This window comes from Neobacillus phoenicis (genome assembly GCF_047302305.1).
GTDB lineage: Bacteria > Bacillota > Bacilli > Bacillales > Cytobacillaceae > Neobacillus.
Window position 1 is genome coordinate 3,951,562 of the sequence record NZ_CP154847.1, and the last position, 17,389, is coordinate 3,968,950.

Sequence of the window (17,389 nt, forward strand, 5' to 3'; positions counted from 1 at the left end):
GGATGATGGCAAACCCATTTCACTTCCCACCAAGATCAACGTATCTAAATCCCTTGGTAGATATAGGATTATGACCATTTTGCCACCAACAATGCGGATGATTCAATTTTAGATTGGTTCCTGTACTTTTCCCCTTTTAATATTTTTCCTATCCAACGGAAAAGCCATCTCCTTTCACTCCAGAGATGGCTTTTCGTATTATACTAATATGTAAAAATAAGACTAAGACGCTTCTTCTTTGTATAGGTCTCTTTGAAAAGACACAAATGTACTCTGTATCATTTCTACACCACCATGTTCCCTGACTGCATCAAGAATTGAATAATTTTTCAATTCAAGCAGTCAGGTAGTTTTTCTTGGTCAAGCTCTTCAAAGCCGGTTTCAATATAACTTGAAAGCACAAATACATGTAAGTCTTTTTCCTTATCATTTAATCCATGAAAAATGCTGGACTTAGCTTTTACTACTCGTTCTTCTCTTGATATTGGCTGTATCGCATAAGTAATGTATGCAATACAGCTTCAGTAATTATTCCAAAGTTAACCCGGAATCAACTATATTTTGTTGATATATTCCACCCTTAGTAAAATGTTTGTGCCAATTCTTCCATAATCGAGTTTCGTCCCTTAAATAATTAATAGTGTCCTCTGAATCATAATTAAAATCATCTTTCGAAAAAATTGCCCTATCATAATACTTTTTTGCATATAATTCGCAGATACTCTTATCGAACTTGTCAGAAGGAGTATTTTCGAACTCATATATATAAATCTCATAGATTCGCCTTTGCATACCCCTTTTCGACTCTGTGGTAGCTCCTTTTATATGATTGGATACACGATCTCCTACCCTATCAACTTCTCCATTACCACTTTCACCTACGTAAATTACTTCACCTTCAATATCAAAGATTAGGTATACACCAGGTGTCCTACATTCTGTCCTAATTTTTTCATGTTCCCAAACATGGTATTTTTTATCCGGCTCAAATTCAGTTACTTCGTACTTAAAACCCATTTCTACATTCCCCCATATAAATATGTATGTGTTCCATGGCAATTAAAGGTTAATAATGCCATGGAAATATTATCATAATTCACTAAACAGTTCCTATTTTTCAATTATTTATTCCCAATCAAACAAAAAGATGACTCCATAACGACTACTTTCTTAAATAATTCTTATTAGATCCATTTTACAATGGATGGAATCCGCTTAATTAGGTTGCAACTGCAGTTAATTGGCTCGATAAAGATAAATCTATCATCCTCTGAAACAACTTACTTCAACGATGGGAGATAAAAAAATGATGTTTCTAATATTTCATTTATCGTTTTTAGTTTTATTGTCTCTTCCAATTATAAGACCTCGCTTTTTAAAATATTTTTTATATGTAGAGTAATAAATAATACAATCAAAAAATCTAGTACCTTTGATTTGATTTATTACTTTTCCCAATATTACATTCTTCACATAATGCTTGAAGATTCTCTAGGACTGTTGCTCCTCCGAAAGAATACGGCGTTATATGATCGACGTGAAGCTTTATCCCATCTTTAGGAGTTCTCCCACATAGTTTGCAGGCTCGATCCCTTTCAAGAACTTTGAAGCGGAGACTAAGGGGAATAGAACGATTTCCTCTCTTTTTTAGTATTTTATCTGGAAAAAGTGTTTCTAAAGATGATGACGATTGCCAAACAGGATCAATATTATAGGAAGGCAAAATTTCTAACTGATACCCTTTGTTTCCCATAAAGTGACCCTTTAGTAAAGAGATCATAAGGAAATCCGAAATAAACTTTTCTGGTGTAGTATTTAAAAAGCTTTGCGTCTTCGTATCGTAAACTCCTAAGTACAAATCATTTGTCTCTGATATTTCAAAACCAAGCTTATATAGCATTCCAGAGAAGACTTGTTGTTTCATTCTTCGGAAAGCCTTAGTTACTTCTGCATTCCCTTCAATCCGCTCAGAGAATTTAATTTTTTGAGTAAAGAAGATAGAGCCTTTTGCATCTTTTTCAGTAGTTAGATTCATAGAAAAAAGCTGACCACTTACATCATTACACCTACTAAAACAGTTAATCCTATAATGATTATTTACGTTTTCATATAGCTGAATAGAAAGTTCAACATCACCGTCTTGCATATTAAAAATATAGTCATGATGCCCAGCTAACAATTGAAAATCTTCATTACTATATTGAAGTGGTTTTAGAATTCCTTTTTTTCCTCGTAGAAAAAACGACCCCACCTTAATTTGGCAGTCTCTTAATGGAGTTGATTTTATGATATTTGCTAGTCTTAAAACCTCACTTGCTTCTTTATCTAAAATTAAATCATCTTCGAACACCGATAAATCATTTTCCATTTTTACTATCCTTTCATATTGACTATTCAATTGAGATACAATAAACACTAATATTTTGCATGTATTTCATTCTTTAATTCTGTATTTTTTTCTATATGAAAGTTCAATTAACTCTATTAATTTATTCTTTTCAATTTTACTATTAGCAATCCAATCTAAATACAACCAAAGCTCATTTGGTTGGGCTTTACTATTTGATTCATTTCGTCGATTTTTTAAATGGTATTCTTTATAAAATCTTTCTTGGAGCCTAATACCAAAATTATCTTTCCCACTACCATATCTTAAAATAAGACACTTAACATCTCCTCCAACATGGAGCTTAGCAAACCCATCTTTACTACGGTCAAGTTGCATATGATAACCTATTCCATTGTTTTTGGTATTTTGGTAATATATTTTATATCTTATTTCTTTCATTATAATATCATCTAGATATCTAGCAACGTATTCAAAATCTCCAAATTTATAGAACCAATGGTCATTATTAATGATATTAGTGCCAATATCGTTAGTAATACAAAGATGCTCAAAATGGTCTATTAAAAAATTGGTTAACCTATCAGTTGAAGCAATTTTATATTCCTTAAAGAATCCCCTTATTTGGTCCCAAAGAAGATATATGAAGGTTGTATTAACTGATTGCTTAAATAAGTTTTGATGTCTTTGCAACTGTCCGTGAGTTAAGAAAACTTTCTTTCCAACCTTTGATTCAATTATTACGTTTAAATCTCCATTACCTTTTGGGAAAATACCTCCGTCGGGAACACTTGATAATGCACTATCCTTAAAATTTCTAATTTCTAAATTATCCGATATTCCTAAAATGAAATTTTGGGCTTTCTCATTATTAAGGTTCATTTCGTCACTGACTACTTGATATTTATATCTAAATTCACTTGTCCTAGTTTCAAATTGTAATATTTTTCTTATAAACTCTTCTGTTAGTCTTGATTCAGAGTGTTCCAATACATTTAAAAATGCTTTTGTAACGTTATTTTCTTTTTGGCTATAATAATTAAATACATACCTATTTTTATCCATCAGTTTGATAACAACTCTTTCTTATTTATTAAATTAATTAATCATTAGATTTTTCCTCTGATTAATAGTAGTACTTGGGTATTTTTACAGCAGCACTTTTAAGTAAGTATAATTGAACCATTCTTAACGTCACACTTGTGATGGTTAATAGCAAAGTGTTTATTATTCGGGTTAGGATGTCTAGGATATTTATCCTTTATTAGAATGTTTTTTGATTGAGATGTTTCAAATACATAAATATTGCTATCATAAAACTTCTCTATTATTTTCAATAACTTAGCTGTCTCGATATCATAATATTTAGCCTTATCATTAGAATCTCCACTGCATTGACCGTAACCAAGGAACAAATGAGTAGTTGTTTTAAGTGTCTTCTTAATTTCTAGTCTATTTTTATTCATTGCTGAACGATATTCTGATGGCTTTAAATTATTAATAAGGGTATAAATTTTAGCTGAGTTCGGCTCATAAAAAGGGTAAAGGTTATAAAACCTTATCCACTGGACTTCAGGGAGATTCTTATGTATGTACTCGGTAACAAAATTAATGGTATCATCTGAGTCATTATTATCAGCTGAACTTGGATTCATAAGAATACATGATGCGAAACATCTCTTTAAAGGAATCCTTAATGCAGTTCGGATTTCAACTTTACTGTTAAGAGGAGTTTTATTTGCCTTGATATCTTTTTCCCTAACGAGTTTAGTATCATAATTTCTCTTGGCCATTGCATCTCACCTCTATTTATTTTCTAGAAACCTACCATTTACCTCATATTTCCATTAACAATTATACTATAAAATGAATGTTAGATTATCTACTTGATTAAGCTAGCTCTTTGAAATCTAAAATTATTTTCTGTTACGAGATTGGTCAAAAAAATCGAGAGAAAAAATGTGGCAAATTATTATATGGACTTATGGTCATCCCTATCTATTTTAATTTTAGTGTATATGGTTTATTTTTCCTAATATTTGCTGCGCAGGATATGGATACTAGCAATGAATTAATTACCTAAAGAATGATACTGGAAAAGGGATGTAAGTGTGATACAATCTACAGAGCATTAGTCAAGGTACAAGGAGTAATGAAGAAAACTACTAATCAAAAAAGTATACAAAAGAAAATTTCAGAAGTTAATCTTTACGAATTAATAAAAAAGGTAAAGAGGGATTTCAGTGGGAACATGCCCTGGTGCCTCCACATGGGAAAGATATGAAACCAACTTGTTAAAAATGGATTTCAGATTATTTATTAATTTAACTCTTATATTACTAAAAGATAATACAGCAAAAGGAGTAGCTGAAGAAGAGCTTCCCCCTTTTGAATTTGAACAAAAAGGAGTAATATATTTCCAGTTAAAAAGGACTGAAATAGAACATAGAGATGTAATAAATAATGATTATGATAATGGAAGGAAAATGTTACTTGAATTTCAACTTGAGCGAATATCTAAGCAAAGAGAAGAATTAGGTATAGTGCTACAGAAAGATATTAACCAGGTCCAACAAAAAATTGGGGATGTTATGAGTTCATTAAATACGGATAATACAGTTGAGGCAACTTTTCAAGAGCTCAAAGAGATGCTTATTAGCCTAGAAGAAAGAGTTGAAAATTTAACTATAGATTTTCAAACGATGTTAGGAAAAATTTTAGAGGAGATAAAAAGGCTAAACGAGGAACTCAAGGAGGAACTCAACAAACCATCGTTAACAAAAGATCTTCGTTCTGCTGCTATTGGTGAAGTTCTTGGATTCGTTGTTAAAATATTATTACCACAGTTGAATTAAAAAAAGTGTCCCTCATGGGATGACGTTTTAGAGTATTGCAGTTAGTTAGAATCGTTTAATCTAATGCAACAAGAAGTAATATTTTGATATGAATAGAAGTCAATTTATACCAAGGATTATTATGTTGACCATAATATAACAGAGTAATTTCCTGCACAGTACAACCGTTATATGCATTAGAAGATGATAGTCCACAATCTGGCGAGTTCTAAACAGTATGTTATTTCTAGTATCACAAAGTCCCATAAAGTCCTATAGAATAAGGTTTCTGTGATCTATAGTGTTTTGTAGTATCATTAATTTTTTTAAAATGGTCACCAAACTCGGCACCGAATTTTTCGAATATAAAATATTAAATAGCTACTAATTCCTATAATATATTTGTGGCTTTACATTCTTGAGAGACGGTTCATAAAAATAGATATATACCACTAATACATACATTTATTTCTGCAATTATTTATGTGTAGACAGCGTTGAAAAAGCTTACAACCTCTTCTATTAATATAGCGAATCTCTGTTGTGGAAGAACGAGAAATAATTAAAAGCCCCCCATTAAACACCCGTTTGTTGAATATTTGATTTTCTATTTCATAGTAAGGTTGTATTGCGCAGCAAATAGATAAATGAAGAAGAAATAACCGAGAAAAAGTTCTTTTTTAAAATAAAGGTCTAAGTCTGTATCATAGAACGTGATATCGACATTAAATTCCTCACCTAATTCTTTGCTGCAAAGCGTTTTCTTTAGCAACTTTTGAATATACCTTTACATCTTCCCTGTAATAATCCTTAGCCAGAAGAACAAGTACACCCATTTTCCTGACTTTCACTTTAAACAAAGATATAAAACTACAGATTGAATACAAAACGCTAATAATTAAGTTCTTTTCCAAAGTTTTCTCTATAGACAAAAGAAACAACCAGAAGCACTTCCTTAAGGAATTGCTTTTTATTATTTTTGATTTCTTTTTAAATCATCCTTGATGGATTTAATCGTAAGACCAATTAAGGCGATATCATCGATTTGCCCCAATCCGATTATGTAATCAGGAATAATGTCCTGAGGGAAGACGAGATAAAGGATGGTTACTGCTATGAACCACTTGGTTTTTTTGGATAACTTTTTCATTTCATTCCTCTTCTTTCACTTATTATGAGTCGCTATTCTTTTATGATTTATCCTCTTTTTCTCTCATTTTACCATTAGTACTGAAAGTATAATTACTTTTTTTAAATAAAAGAACTGCCTAAAAAACCAAACTTCAATATATATAATCATCTAGATTATCTCGAAAGGATTCAGCAGGAAGTAAAGGCTTCTCTCGATACCCCGGCAACGGCTCTGCTTAAAATCGCTGCAGTTCCAATATTCTCTAAATAACTAAGCATTCGGAATATCTCCCCAAATCCTGTCAGTTCCTTTTCTAATAAACTTTGAACAACCTCCGCTGTAACATCACGACTTGCAATACCTGTTCCACCATTTATTAAGACAACATCAATCTCTTGATCAAGACATCCCTTTTTAATTGCTTCTTCAATTACCTCAAAATCATCTGTAACGATTTCATAATCATGTATTATATGAGAATTTTCTTCTAATAACCTGATAATTAAGTTTCCTCTTTTATCTGTATCGTTCGTCCGTGTGTCACTGACTGTGATGACTTTGCAATTTACTTTTTTAGGCGATTCTTTCTTATGCTGCTCAACACCCATTTTCTATCCCTCCTTTTGATTACTTTTATTTTCATCTATTAGAGAACTAATCTCGTATTAAATCCAAAAATAGAGAGAAAAAGTTAATCAAATTCTTTAAACTTGTAGTTGTACCTCGAATTTAATTCTACAGATTCTTCATCTAAATAGACTCTGCTTTCAGTGGTCCTGTTTTGACAACAGTATTTTCCCATATAGGGAGCCGTTTCTTGATCTAACGTTGCTAGGACCAACTGACAGATACGCATTCCTGCTTTTAATTCGATTGGAACACGGTTAGCATTATAAAGTTCTAAAGTGATATGCCCTTCAAAACCAGGGTCCACCCATCCAGCATTTTGAATAAACAGGCCTAATCTTCCAATGGAGCTTCTTCCTTCTACAAAAGCGGTCATATTATTAGGTAAGCGGATCCACTCAAGGGCAGATCCTAATACGAAAGATTGAGGTGGTATAATAATCGTATCTCTACAAAATTCTTTATAGTAGGCGGGTTTGTCAATTTTAATAAGTGGAACAACCTTTTCATCCACTGTTAAAAAATGATTGGATAACCTTAAATCAACAGAAGCTGGCTGTAGTTGCAACTGTGATAAAGGCTCTATCATTAGCTCCTTTTCTTTTAACTTCTTCAAAATGGTCTTATCAGAAAGAATCACACTCTAACCTCCTATCATATTCTATTTGCTTTTGCCCAAAATGCTTAGGTTAGTATGAAGAAGTACTATTAGTGTATTGTTCCCTTTAAAGTGATTCTAAAAAGTATGCGCCTTTGTCGAATAAAGGCGCACAAGGGATAAAACGTTCCTAATTAGGTAAATCTTTTTTATTTTGTTTCGCGATGCAATGTATGTCTTTTTAATCGAGGGCAATACTTCTTTAATTCCAATCGATCTGGATGTGTTCGTTTATTTTTGGTTGTAATGTAATTTCGATCACCTGTTTCTGTACATGCTAAAGTTATTTTTACTCTCATCATAAATTCCTCCTAATATTGTTTTATGCTTCCACAAATGGCGGTAGTGGATCTTTAAATGTAGACCACTCTATCGTTAGTTCTTCTTCGGTTAATAAACAGTCATCAAGAGTTTTTTCAATCTCTTCCTGGTTCATGTCGATTCCAATCATAACAAGCTCTGTTAATCGATCACCATAAACTTCATCCCATCTATCCAATAATTCAGGGTCTTCCTGAAAAATCTCTTGTTGTTCCTCTTTAGGATAGGCTGCAATCCACTCTCCAGCCCCTTGAAATGTGATGGACGGACCAGCTTGTGACAGCAATGCTACTGTATTATTGCGGGATGCCAGCCATATGAAGCCTTTTGCCCGAACAACTTCTACAGGCCATTCTTCAATCCAGTACATTAATCTTTCCGGATGAAAAGGAAGTCGCCTGCGATAAACGAAAGATGTGATTCCATACTCTTCTGTTTCCGGTATATGTTCATTATTTAATTCTTTTATCCAGCCGGCACCTTGGCTTGCTTTTTCAAAATCAAATAGTTTTGTATCTAAAACCTGTTCCAGCGGAACTCTGGAATGATCTGTTTCAATAATGCAAGCATCCGGATTTAGTTTTTGAAGGACTGACTTTAATTCATGTCTATCTTCTTTTTCTATCAAGTCCACTTTATTTAATAAAATAACGTTGGCAAACTCGATTTGGTCAATTAACAAATCGACTACTTCTCTTGTATCACTTTCATCAGTCCCTTGTTTCCGATCAAGCAGGCTTTCACCAGAGGAAAAATCATGCCAGAAACGATTCGCGTCAACCACAGTCACCATCGTATCCAGTCTGCAAAAAGCCGATAAATCAATTCCTAAATTTTCATCAACGTAGGTAAACGTCTGGGCAACGGGTATCGGCTCACTAATGCCGGTTGATTCAATCACAATGTAATCAATGTCTCCTAGAGAAGCAAGCTTCTCCACTTCTTTGATTAAATCTTCCCTCAGCGTGCAGCAAATACATCCATTCTGCATTTCCACCAGTTTCTCTTCTGTACGCGAAAAGCCTCCCTGCTTTACTAAAGACGCATCAATATTGACTTCACTCATATCATTAACAATCACAGCAACCTTTTTATTTTCCCGATTAGCTAAAATGTGATTTAATAATGTTGTTTTTCCTGCTCCTAAATATCCACTTAATACGGTTACTGGTATTTTCTTCACTTTTATTTCTCCTCTTTAAACCTGAATGATTACGATTTAGATGATATACCTTTACACCTAATCATTTGAACTATTCTTTCCATGCGAAATTAAGATAACGAAAATTGGGAAGCATAAGAGTTTTGAATAGTCGTAATGTCTATATCTTTCCCAATTAACACCATACAAGGATCTACTGCAATTTTTAGCGGAATATCCCCTATGTGCACTTGACTCGAACTGTATTGAAATGGATACAATCCCGGTTTATCTTGCAAGAATATGTATCCTTTTCCACGCATAATCCCTTCTGGTAATGACTTTAACCATTTTTTTAGTTGTCTTTTCGTTACAGAAGGCACATCTTGAAATGTTATGGTTTTAATACTGGTGTGCTGTACATGATCATGATGGTGTGTAAGGTCATGATGGTGTGTATGGTGACTACAAGAAGAATTCAGGGAATCCCCACAACAATTGGTTTGATGTTGATGTGAAAAGACAGTCGTGTTCGATCGTTTTTGTAATAATTCTCTTAGATCAACATTTCCATATGAAGTCTTTATTACCGGTGTATTGGTATCTAGCAACTTACTTATTTTCACTTCAACTTTTTGTAATTGTTTTTCTTTCACAAGATCAACTTTATTGAGAACAACCATTGTTGCACCCTTAATTTGGTTTTTAAGCAAATCACGAATGGTTTTCGAAGTAAATATATCTTGATTATCTAAATATGCATTTACATCAATCATACTAATGACGGATTGTATGTCAAACGAATTCACAAAAGGGGGACTGGCGATTACTTCTACGATCTCTAACGGATTGGCAACCCCTGTTCCTTCAACGAATAATACATCTATCGGTTTTTCCATGTGTGACTCTACCAGAGTTGTTAAGGTAGCTTTTAAATCCTCTTGAATGGAACAACAAATACATCCATCTAATAACTCAAATACATTTTCGTCTTCAAACAAGTGATTTTCAACATTCACATTTCCTAGCTCATTTAAGAGAATGGCAGCCTTCTTTTTTTGTGCTTTACAATATTTTAATAAATGTAGTAGTAATGTTGTTTTTCCGCTTCCCAAAAATCCTGAAATAATATAAGTCGGTATTTTTTTCAAAATAATCCTCCTCGAATATCAATGGGATAATAAAACATAAAATATAGTCCTATATTCCAACTAATCTGACCATCATCACCCATAATTAATGGATAAACACCCCATTCTCCCAACGAAATAGAAATCGTAACCATTACGATTTATATGATAGCAATTGTTAATTTACCACTTTTTAATTTTTTGAGCAAGTCCTTTGTTAAAAATATTAAAATGATTTGTACCTTTGTGTTATACCGTAAGTTCTATAATTTTAGCTCCTTGTGGCATTTTCTACTTAAACCCAAATAAGACAGCACGTCCCTACTTACTGATTGAACCCATGTTTATCCAATTTATGTTGCATATGGATTAAACATAGGTTAAAATAGCATTGTTTAAATCGTAATGATTCCGTTTTATCTCTAATATGTTGTAAATAAAAGGAATGGATGTAATAGGTGTAGTAAAAAAATCGAGTAAAGACAGCTATCGATTTTAAATCGTAATAATTTCGATTAAAAGAAAGGATGAAAAATATGGCTACATGGGATCTAAGTAAAACTAAAAATCATGTTCTAATTTGTAATGGGAGCAGCTGCAACCAGGTGGGTGCAGAGGAACTAACGCAAGCAATTCGTAAAGAAATCTCAGACCGAAATGCCGACGACACTATCCATACAACCCGAACTCGTTGCAATGGAAGATGCCAAGATAAATGTGTTGTCATCTCCTATCCTAATGGGACTTGGTATAAAGATTTAAAACCTGAGGATGCCTCTATCTTCATTGATTCCCTTCTTGCCAGTAAGGATTATAAAGAAAAGATAAGCCATTTATTTAATGGTGAAGGTTTTGAACGTGTAAACGGAGTAGTCACCGGGATACAGAAAGACAAAGAAAAAGTAGGCAAAGTTTCGAAAATACTTTAAAAGGAGTAGAGAATAATGACTTTTGTAGGATCAAAGAAAATCCCAGTCACCATTCTGACTGGATATTTAGGTGCAGGAAAAACAACACTTTTAAATCGAATTTTAACGGAAAAGCATAACCAAAAGATTGCGGTTATTGTCAATGAATATGGAGAAGTTGGAATCGACAATCAGCTAGTTGTTGGTGCAGATGAAGAGATTTTAGAAATGAACAATGGCTGCATCTGTTGTACAGTACGTGGGGATTTAATTCGCATTTTACGCACACTCGTTTTTTCAATAGAACAAGGAAAAACGAGCTTTAATCGAGTTTTGATTGAAACAACGGGATTAGCGGATCCAGCTCCAGTTGCCCAGACATTCTTTATGGATGAATTACTATCCGAAAAATTTGAAGTGGACAGCATTATTACCGTTGTCGATAGCAAACATATTACAAAGCATTTGGATAGCCATGATGAAGCGCAGGAACAAATTGCCTTTGCAGATGTACTTATTTTAAATAAAACAGACTTAGTTTCAGAAGATGATCTAAATAAGTTGGAACGAAGAATTAGTCAAATGAATCCAACAGCAAAAAGATTACATGCAGAAAATTGCAATATTAAGCTAGAAAATATTTTAGGTATTCACACGTTTGACGTAAACCGAAAGCTTGAAATTGATCCCTATTTCTTAGAGGATCATCACCATCACGACCATGATGATAAGGTATCATCGGTTGCATTCCAAGAGGAAAAGCCACTTGATCTAGACAAAGTTGACCAATGGATGAGTTACCTTATTCAAGAGAAAGGGGAAGACTTATTACGCTATAAAGGTATACTTTATGTTAAAGGTATACAAGAACGGATTGTTTTTCAGGGTCTTCATATGCTGTTTTCAGGACGACCTGACAGGCAATGGAAAGAGAATGAAAATAGAATCAGTGAACTCGTTTTTATAGGGAAGGATTTAAATAAAGAAGAATTAGAACAGCAATTTAAAAATTGCATAGCAAATTGACAAATCTCTTTATGATACTAACAATCAACTATCGGAATATTAGGAAGAATAGTTATGTAAAGTTACGATAAAAGGGGGAAACAACTATACCATGCTTGATAACCTCTACCGACAAGTTATCATGGACCATTATAGTCACAAAAGAAATTTTAAGGAACTTTTCGGTAGTAAAATCAGAAAAGTCCATTATAAAAACCCTACTTGTGGGGATGTAATGACTTTATTTATTGAACTTGAACAAAATCAGATACGAAAAGCAGCCTTTATAGGGGAAGGCTGCAGCATTAGTATGGCATCTGCCTCGATGATGACGGAACTCATTAAACATAAATCAGTTAAAGAAATTTCATGTTTACGAACTGCTTTTGAACAGTTAATCCGATATTGAAATATAACTGAAGGGATTGACCTTGGTGACAGCCTATCACTTCAAGGGGTACATCAGTTAAAAGCTAGACACAATAGTGCATTAATGACCTGGCAAGCTTTAGATATGATTTTAATAAATGAAAAGGAATATTGTACTCCTTTAAGGAGTTATTAGTTCTGGAAACTGATTACTATTGCAAAAAAGAACAAAAAAACTAATTCCAACGGATTAGTTTTTTTGTTCTTTTATTATGCTATTTCTATCTTATTATAAGTACTTTCAAATTAATAACCGTTAATAGACTTATATTCTTTTATAAATGCTTTACGATCCGTTCGGCTGCTTGTCTTGCTCCAGAAATATTACGAGCAATCGGGCCCATTTCAAGCTCTGCTAATGCACCGGTAACATATAAATCCTGACCCCATTGTAAGGTTTTCGATACGATAGGATACCCGCATTCCGCACAAGGTAAATCCAAAGTCTCCACGATTGGCAATATCCATTCACTTCCAGGTAGGCATGGTAAATATCCAGTTGCAAGCAGCACAGTCCCTGTTTTTGTAATAAATTTTCCATCCTTGTCTAAAAGATGAATGCAAGCATTCTTAATATGACCTTGAACGATCTCCCCTTCTTCAACAACAAGAGATTCATTTTTGATACGATTTAATAGCCTTATATATAAGTCACGGGGAATGGAACCCCTATGTCTGGCACTTAAAATCTCGTCCCTCCTTTTTACAAAACTTTCTTCATTGCGAAATGCATTCTGCAGTTTTGGACCTAACCAGCCTGGATCGCTATCAAAATCATGGATCCTGAATGGATGCCGTTTCAACAACGTGACTTGATTTGGGTACAGTTCACTCAACTTCAGTGCCAAATGAATTGACGTAATTCCTCCCCCTACAATCGTAATGGGAAGCTTTATCCTTTCGAATTCAGGTATCCTTTCATCAAAAATATGATAAACACTTCCAGGAGATTGGATATCAAGATCCATTGCCCAATCCGGTATATTGAGCTGTTCGCTTATTCCAATGGCCAATACAAGCTTTTTCCCCTTTATTTCACGGCCGTTTTTCAACTGTACCTGCCAGCCTTCACTTGTTTTAAATACCTCCTGTACCTCTCCTTGAACCCATGTCTCTCTTATCATTAGGTCATTTACAAGATGATCACAGTGATCGTTAAACATTTCCAGTGATGGACGCTTATATTGACCATAAAAGGCAGTACTTTGATGATAGGAGCCCTTCTTTACAAATGATTGAAGGCTAAACGGATCAACGTCCAAATGATGAACAGATGGGGAACGCAAATATGGCATCGAGATCACCTTCGTATTTCGCTTCCAATTCGTTAATGGTTCGTTATTACGGTCGATGATCGCAAGTTTATCCACCTTTGTTTTTCCCGTTTTCAACATAAAAACTGCTAGCGTTACTCCTTGAATTCCACCGCCAATAATTACCCACTCATACATAAAAAACACCGCCTATAACTGACTAAGAAACAAATATAAAAGCCAACTGGTAATCCTTTCTTCCTTTCACATATCTCATCATCTCCGTACAATCAATCCACTTCATGCGATTACTCCTTTCCTCTATCACCTGATCAATTTCTACCTGTGCCTCATCCATTAAATCCTTTATGTATGAAATATGGAGTGAAAAATGGTCTGATGCTGCTTTAAATGGTGACTTTTCGCAAAGTAGCTGAATAAACTGCTCCTCATTTATTGAGATTTCCTCCAATTGATTTTCTTTACTCTCTATAAACTGATAGATTTCTCGCTTCAGATCCGGTAATTTTAGAACAGCACTACGATGTAAAAATCCCCATAAAATTGGATTCATTCTGTACACCTCCATATTTCCAGATAAGTTCAGCCATCAATTTTCTCAATATAACGGCTGAACGAATATAACATCTACCAACTTGATTTCTTCACTCCCGGAATTTGCCCTTTATGAGCGTACTCTCTAAAAGCAATCCGAGACATTTTAAACTTTCTTAAATACCCTCTTGGTCTTCCAGTTACCTCACATCTATTCTTTAAACGAGTCGGTGATGAATCTCTAGGAAGTTTCCTTAGTGCATCAAAGTCCCTTTTTTCTTTTAGCTCCATACGAAGTTCCGCGTACTTCTTCACCATTTCCTGACGTTTCTTTTCCTTTACTATTTTCGATTTTTTTGCCATTACTAGTACCTCCTATTATTATTATCCATCCTTATTTAAAACGTAACGATTACGATTAACATATTAAAAAAATAGATCAATTTTGAAGTATTTTTTGATTAAAAACAGGTTTATCATTCTCTTTTCCTTTGTTTTGATAATCGCATATTATTATAAATCGTAATCATTACTATTTTCAAGTTTTTCTTCAGGAAAACCGATATTACTTTGACTAACCAGAAGGAAATTGGTCCAATCATGTTGTTCACATCTTTCTCATTAGAAAAACATTACTCTTTGAAAGGGATATGAACGGTATCAATTAAATCATTTAAAACCAGAGACAATATAATCACAAAGATGAAAAAAGAAGATTTCATAAAGATACTGAACATTGAAGAAGATGGATCACAAACTTCACAATCGCAATCTGCCCCATTTAAATCGCTGTTCAAAAGACGGAAACAACCGATGATAAAAAGGCTTATCATTGTAAACAACAAAAAAGGAATCATCTTGGGTTCCAGTATGATCAAGATTTTGTTTGATACATAAAGCTTAAAAATTACTAAACTAAAACCAATTAAAAGGATTCCTTGTAATTCATTGTTAAATTGCCAAATAGGAACTTGCTTTTCCTTCATTCTTTAAAAACCTCCATTTATTAGGTGTCCTGCCAACAAAGACAGAAGAAGTACTGTTATCGTAACAACAAGAAAATAAAAAAGGACAAATTTACTTTTGAATGAAGATAACATCACAAAAACATTCTTTAAATCTAAAATTGGACCATAAACTAAAAAAGCTAATATCGCACCTGGATGAAATACATGTCCCAGAGAAGCCGCAACAAATGCATCCGCTTCAGAACAAAGTGAAAGAATAAAGGCAAACACCATCATTATGATTGTTGAGTATACAGGGTCTTTTGCCGGTTCAATTAGCATAGATTGCTGAACATATACTTGAGCAATGCTTGCAAGAAATGCTCCGATCATAAACACCTTTCCTACAGCAAAAAATTCCTGGCAAGTATGATGCAATACCCCCTTTAATTTTGAAGATCCTCGGTTTTGATTTAATGACCTGTAAAGAGTCAAATCCTCCATAGTATTCTTCAGAATGCTCACTTTGTTAAAACTAATATATATTACTGTGCCCGCAATAACAGCTGTAAATATACACAAAATAAATCGTCCGTATAAAATTTCAGGCTGATGTTGAAAGGCATAATAGGTAGAACCAAATACAACAAAATTCAATATTGGTGCTCCAATCAGAAGTATGGTCCCGGCATGCACTGGCATCCCCTTTTGAATCAATCTCCTAACTACCGGGATAATTGCACATTCACACACAGGAATAATGACAGATGCAATTAATGCTGTAATCATTGCAGGGATTGGCCTTTTGGGTATCAATCTCTGTATGATATCTTCGGATACAAATATCTGAATCACCGATGCCATAAATGCACCCATGACGATAAAAGGAAGTGCTTCAAGTAAAATCCCAAGAAAAACAACAAATACATTCTTCCATTTATCTTGAAAAATAACTCCTATGATTTGAGGGATTTCATCATTTCCAAAGAAAAAAAGATACACAATAAACAAAAATAAACCAAATAGGAATATGTCCTTTAAAGAAGATGAAATTGTCATAATATAGCCCCTTTTAAAACGAAATAATTACGATTTATTATTACGCTTGTCTACTTTAAGACATTCCTGTTTTTTTGTGAACCAACAAAAAGGATATCATCTGAGTTGAATTTTTTCAGAAAATGTTGACAATGTAATTCGTAATCATTACTATTATTAAAGTATAAATCGTAATCGTTACGAATAACTTTTATTGTAATCTTTGAATCTAGTGTTTGAAAGGAATGGATTAAGTGAAAAATGCCATTACACTTAATAACGTGAATGTCCACCTTGGAGGAGAATGGATTCTTCGAAATTTGTCATTCAATGTAGCCTTTGGAGAATTTATGGGAATTATCGGTCCAAATGGAGCAGGTAAGACAACCTTACTGCGGGTGTTATTAGGAATGATTCAACCACAGGATGGAACGGTGAAAGTAGGTGGGAAAAATATTAAGTCTGCGGGATCTTCTTTGATCGGGTACGTTCCTCAATCGCGTCAGATTAATCCGGAAACTCCTATTCAGGGGAGAGATTTTGTAAGCTTTGGATTGCCGCATAAATATAGGCCTTGGCTAACAAAGCAAGACCGTATACTGGTAGAAGAAGTTTTACGTTTGACAGATTCAGAAAAATATGCAGATAAACCACTAGGTAAACTTTCAGGTGGCGAAAGACAACGAATGTTTTTAGCACAAGCACTACTTCGAGACCCCAGGGTGTTATTACTCGATGAACCGACCTCTAACCTTGATCCGGGTGCTCAAGAAAACCTTGCTGCTGTCGTAGAACGAGTCAACCGGGAACGTGGAATCAGTGTGGTATTTGTAAGTCATGATGTGAATTTAATCTCTAAATATGCGCATCAGATCTTGTATTTAACACGGGAACAATATGTAAAAGGAACAGTTGAGGATGTGATGCAACCTGATGTATTAACGAAGTTATATGGTGTACCGGTTGAAGTGACTAGGTCAGGGACAAAGTTTCTGATGTCATCTCCAAATATAATGGAACCTGTTTCACCTATCTGCGTTCATTCACATTCGGAATTTTCATAG

Annotated in this window: 20 protein-coding genes and 1 pseudogene; 5 read left to right on the plus strand and 16 right to left on the minus strand. The window is 34.0% G+C overall.

Going from position 1 to position 17,389, the window contains the following annotated elements:
- Positions 1-528 precede the first annotated feature (528 nt).
- The 4 genes from AA0X95_RS20335 to AA0X95_RS20350 form a co-directional block, all read right to left on the minus strand.
- Positions 529-1,017 carry a GIY-YIG nuclease family protein gene (locus AA0X95_RS20335; protein WP_413301039.1) on the minus strand — a complete coding sequence of 163 codons (489 nt, stop codon included), beginning with the start codon at positions 1,015-1,017 and terminating at the stop codon, positions 529-531.
- Between the two features lie 406 nt (positions 1,018-1,423).
- A complete protein-coding gene (locus AA0X95_RS20340; protein ID WP_413301041.1) occupies positions 1,424-2,368 on the minus strand; it encodes an HNH endonuclease in 945 nt (314 codons plus the stop codon).
- A 66-nt stretch (positions 2,369-2,434) separates the two neighbouring features.
- On the minus strand, positions 2,435-3,412 hold the full coding sequence (locus AA0X95_RS20345; protein ID WP_413301043.1) for a hypothetical protein: 978 nt from the start codon (positions 3,410-3,412) through the stop codon (positions 2,435-2,437).
- Positions 3,413-3,510: 98 nt separating this feature from the next.
- On the minus strand, positions 3,511-4,140 hold the full coding sequence (locus AA0X95_RS20350; RefSeq protein ID WP_413301045.1) for a DUF1643 domain-containing protein: 630 nt from the start codon (positions 4,138-4,140) through the stop codon (positions 3,511-3,513).
- Positions 4,141-4,590: 450 nt separating this feature from the next.
- On the opposite strand from AA0X95_RS20350, the gene AA0X95_RS20355 reads away from it, so the two are divergent.
- Positions 4,591-5,202, plus strand: a complete 612-nt coding sequence (locus AA0X95_RS20355) for a hypothetical protein (protein ID WP_413301047.1) — start codon at positions 4,591-4,593, stop codon at positions 5,200-5,202.
- A gap of 586 nt (positions 5,203-5,788) precedes the next feature.
- On the opposite strand, the gene AA0X95_RS20360 is transcribed toward AA0X95_RS20355, so the two are convergent.
- The 7 genes and pseudogenes from AA0X95_RS20360 to AA0X95_RS20390 form a co-directional block, all read right to left on the minus strand.
- Positions 5,789-5,953, minus strand: coding sequence for a hypothetical protein (locus AA0X95_RS20360; protein WP_413301049.1), 165 nt, complete (start codon positions 5,951-5,953; stop codon positions 5,789-5,791).
- A gap of 201 nt (positions 5,954-6,154) precedes the next feature.
- Positions 6,155-6,331 carry a YkvA family protein gene (locus AA0X95_RS20365; protein ID WP_413301051.1) on the minus strand — a complete coding sequence of 59 codons (177 nt, stop codon included), beginning with the start codon at positions 6,329-6,331 and terminating at the stop codon, positions 6,155-6,157.
- Between the two features lie 197 nt (positions 6,332-6,528).
- A pseudogene (locus tag AA0X95_RS20370) lies at positions 6,529-6,921 on the minus strand (MogA/MoaB family molybdenum cofactor biosynthesis protein); the annotation flags it as partial.
- A gap of 83 nt (positions 6,922-7,004) precedes the next feature.
- Entirely contained in the window at positions 7,005-7,580 is a 576-nt protein-coding gene (gene dcd, locus AA0X95_RS20375) for a dCTP deaminase (protein ID WP_413301053.1), read from the minus strand.
- A gap of 167 nt (positions 7,581-7,747) precedes the next feature.
- Complete coding sequence (rpmG, locus tag AA0X95_RS20380) at positions 7,748-7,897, minus strand: 50S ribosomal protein L33 (RefSeq protein ID WP_144548409.1); 150 nt, start codon at positions 7,895-7,897, stop codon at positions 7,748-7,750.
- 23 nt (positions 7,898-7,920) lie between these two features.
- Positions 7,921-9,102, minus strand: a complete 1,182-nt coding sequence (locus tag AA0X95_RS20385; RefSeq protein ID WP_413301055.1) for a GTP-binding protein — start codon at positions 9,100-9,102, stop codon at positions 7,921-7,923.
- Positions 9,103-9,191: 89 nt separating this feature from the next.
- Complete coding sequence (locus AA0X95_RS20390; RefSeq protein ID WP_413301057.1) at positions 9,192-10,211, minus strand: CobW family GTP-binding protein; 1,020 nt, start codon at positions 10,209-10,211, stop codon at positions 9,192-9,194.
- Between the two features lie 515 nt (positions 10,212-10,726).
- On the opposite strand from AA0X95_RS20390, the gene AA0X95_RS20395 reads away from it, so the two are divergent.
- The 3 genes from AA0X95_RS20395 (at position 10,727) to sufU (ending at position 12,512) form a co-directional block, all read left to right on the plus strand.
- The gene (locus AA0X95_RS20395) at positions 10,727-11,119 is read left to right on the plus strand and encodes a (2Fe-2S) ferredoxin domain-containing protein (protein WP_413301059.1); all 393 of its coding nucleotides are present in this window, start codon (positions 10,727-10,729) and stop codon (positions 11,117-11,119) included.
- Positions 11,120-11,134: 15 nt separating this feature from the next.
- Positions 11,135-12,124: a CobW family GTP-binding protein gene (locus AA0X95_RS20400; protein ID WP_413301061.1), complete on the plus strand. Its 990-nt coding sequence runs from the start codon at positions 11,135-11,137 to the stop codon at positions 12,122-12,124.
- 91 nt (positions 12,125-12,215) lie between these two features.
- Positions 12,216-12,512 carry a Fe-S cluster assembly sulfur transfer protein SufU gene (gene sufU / locus AA0X95_RS20405; protein ID WP_413301063.1) on the plus strand — a complete coding sequence of 99 codons (297 nt, stop codon included), beginning with the start codon at positions 12,216-12,218 and terminating at the stop codon, positions 12,510-12,512.
- A gap of 295 nt (positions 12,513-12,807) precedes the next feature.
- Here sufU and AA0X95_RS20410 read toward each other — a convergent pair whose 3' ends face one another.
- From AA0X95_RS20410 to AA0X95_RS20430, 5 genes are all read right to left on the minus strand, one after another.
- Positions 12,808-13,983, minus strand: coding sequence for an FAD-dependent oxidoreductase (locus AA0X95_RS20410; protein ID WP_413301065.1), 1,176 nt, complete (start codon positions 13,981-13,983; stop codon positions 12,808-12,810).
- A 22-nt stretch (positions 13,984-14,005) separates the two neighbouring features.
- Positions 14,006-14,359: a hypothetical protein gene (locus AA0X95_RS20415; RefSeq protein ID WP_413301067.1), complete on the minus strand. Its 354-nt coding sequence runs from the start codon at positions 14,357-14,359 to the stop codon at positions 14,006-14,008.
- A 74-nt stretch (positions 14,360-14,433) separates the two neighbouring features.
- Positions 14,434-14,703, minus strand: coding sequence for a 30S ribosomal protein S14 (rpsN, locus tag AA0X95_RS20420; protein WP_413301069.1), 270 nt, complete (start codon positions 14,701-14,703; stop codon positions 14,434-14,436).
- 269 nt (positions 14,704-14,972) lie between these two features.
- A complete protein-coding gene (locus tag AA0X95_RS20425) occupies positions 14,973-15,326 on the minus strand; it encodes a DUF1980 domain-containing protein (RefSeq protein WP_310169603.1) in 354 nt (117 codons plus the stop codon).
- A gap of 3 nt (positions 15,327-15,329) precedes the next feature.
- On the minus strand, positions 15,330-16,346 hold the full coding sequence (locus AA0X95_RS20430; protein ID WP_413301071.1) for a permease: 1,017 nt from the start codon (positions 16,344-16,346) through the stop codon (positions 15,330-15,332).
- Between the two features lie 233 nt (positions 16,347-16,579).
- Here AA0X95_RS20430 and AA0X95_RS20435 point away from each other — a divergent pair, with 233 nt between their 5' ends.
- Positions 16,580-17,389 (plus strand): metal ABC transporter ATP-binding protein, encoded by an 810-nt coding sequence (locus tag AA0X95_RS20435; RefSeq protein ID WP_413301073.1) that lies wholly within the window; start codon positions 16,580-16,582, stop codon positions 17,387-17,389.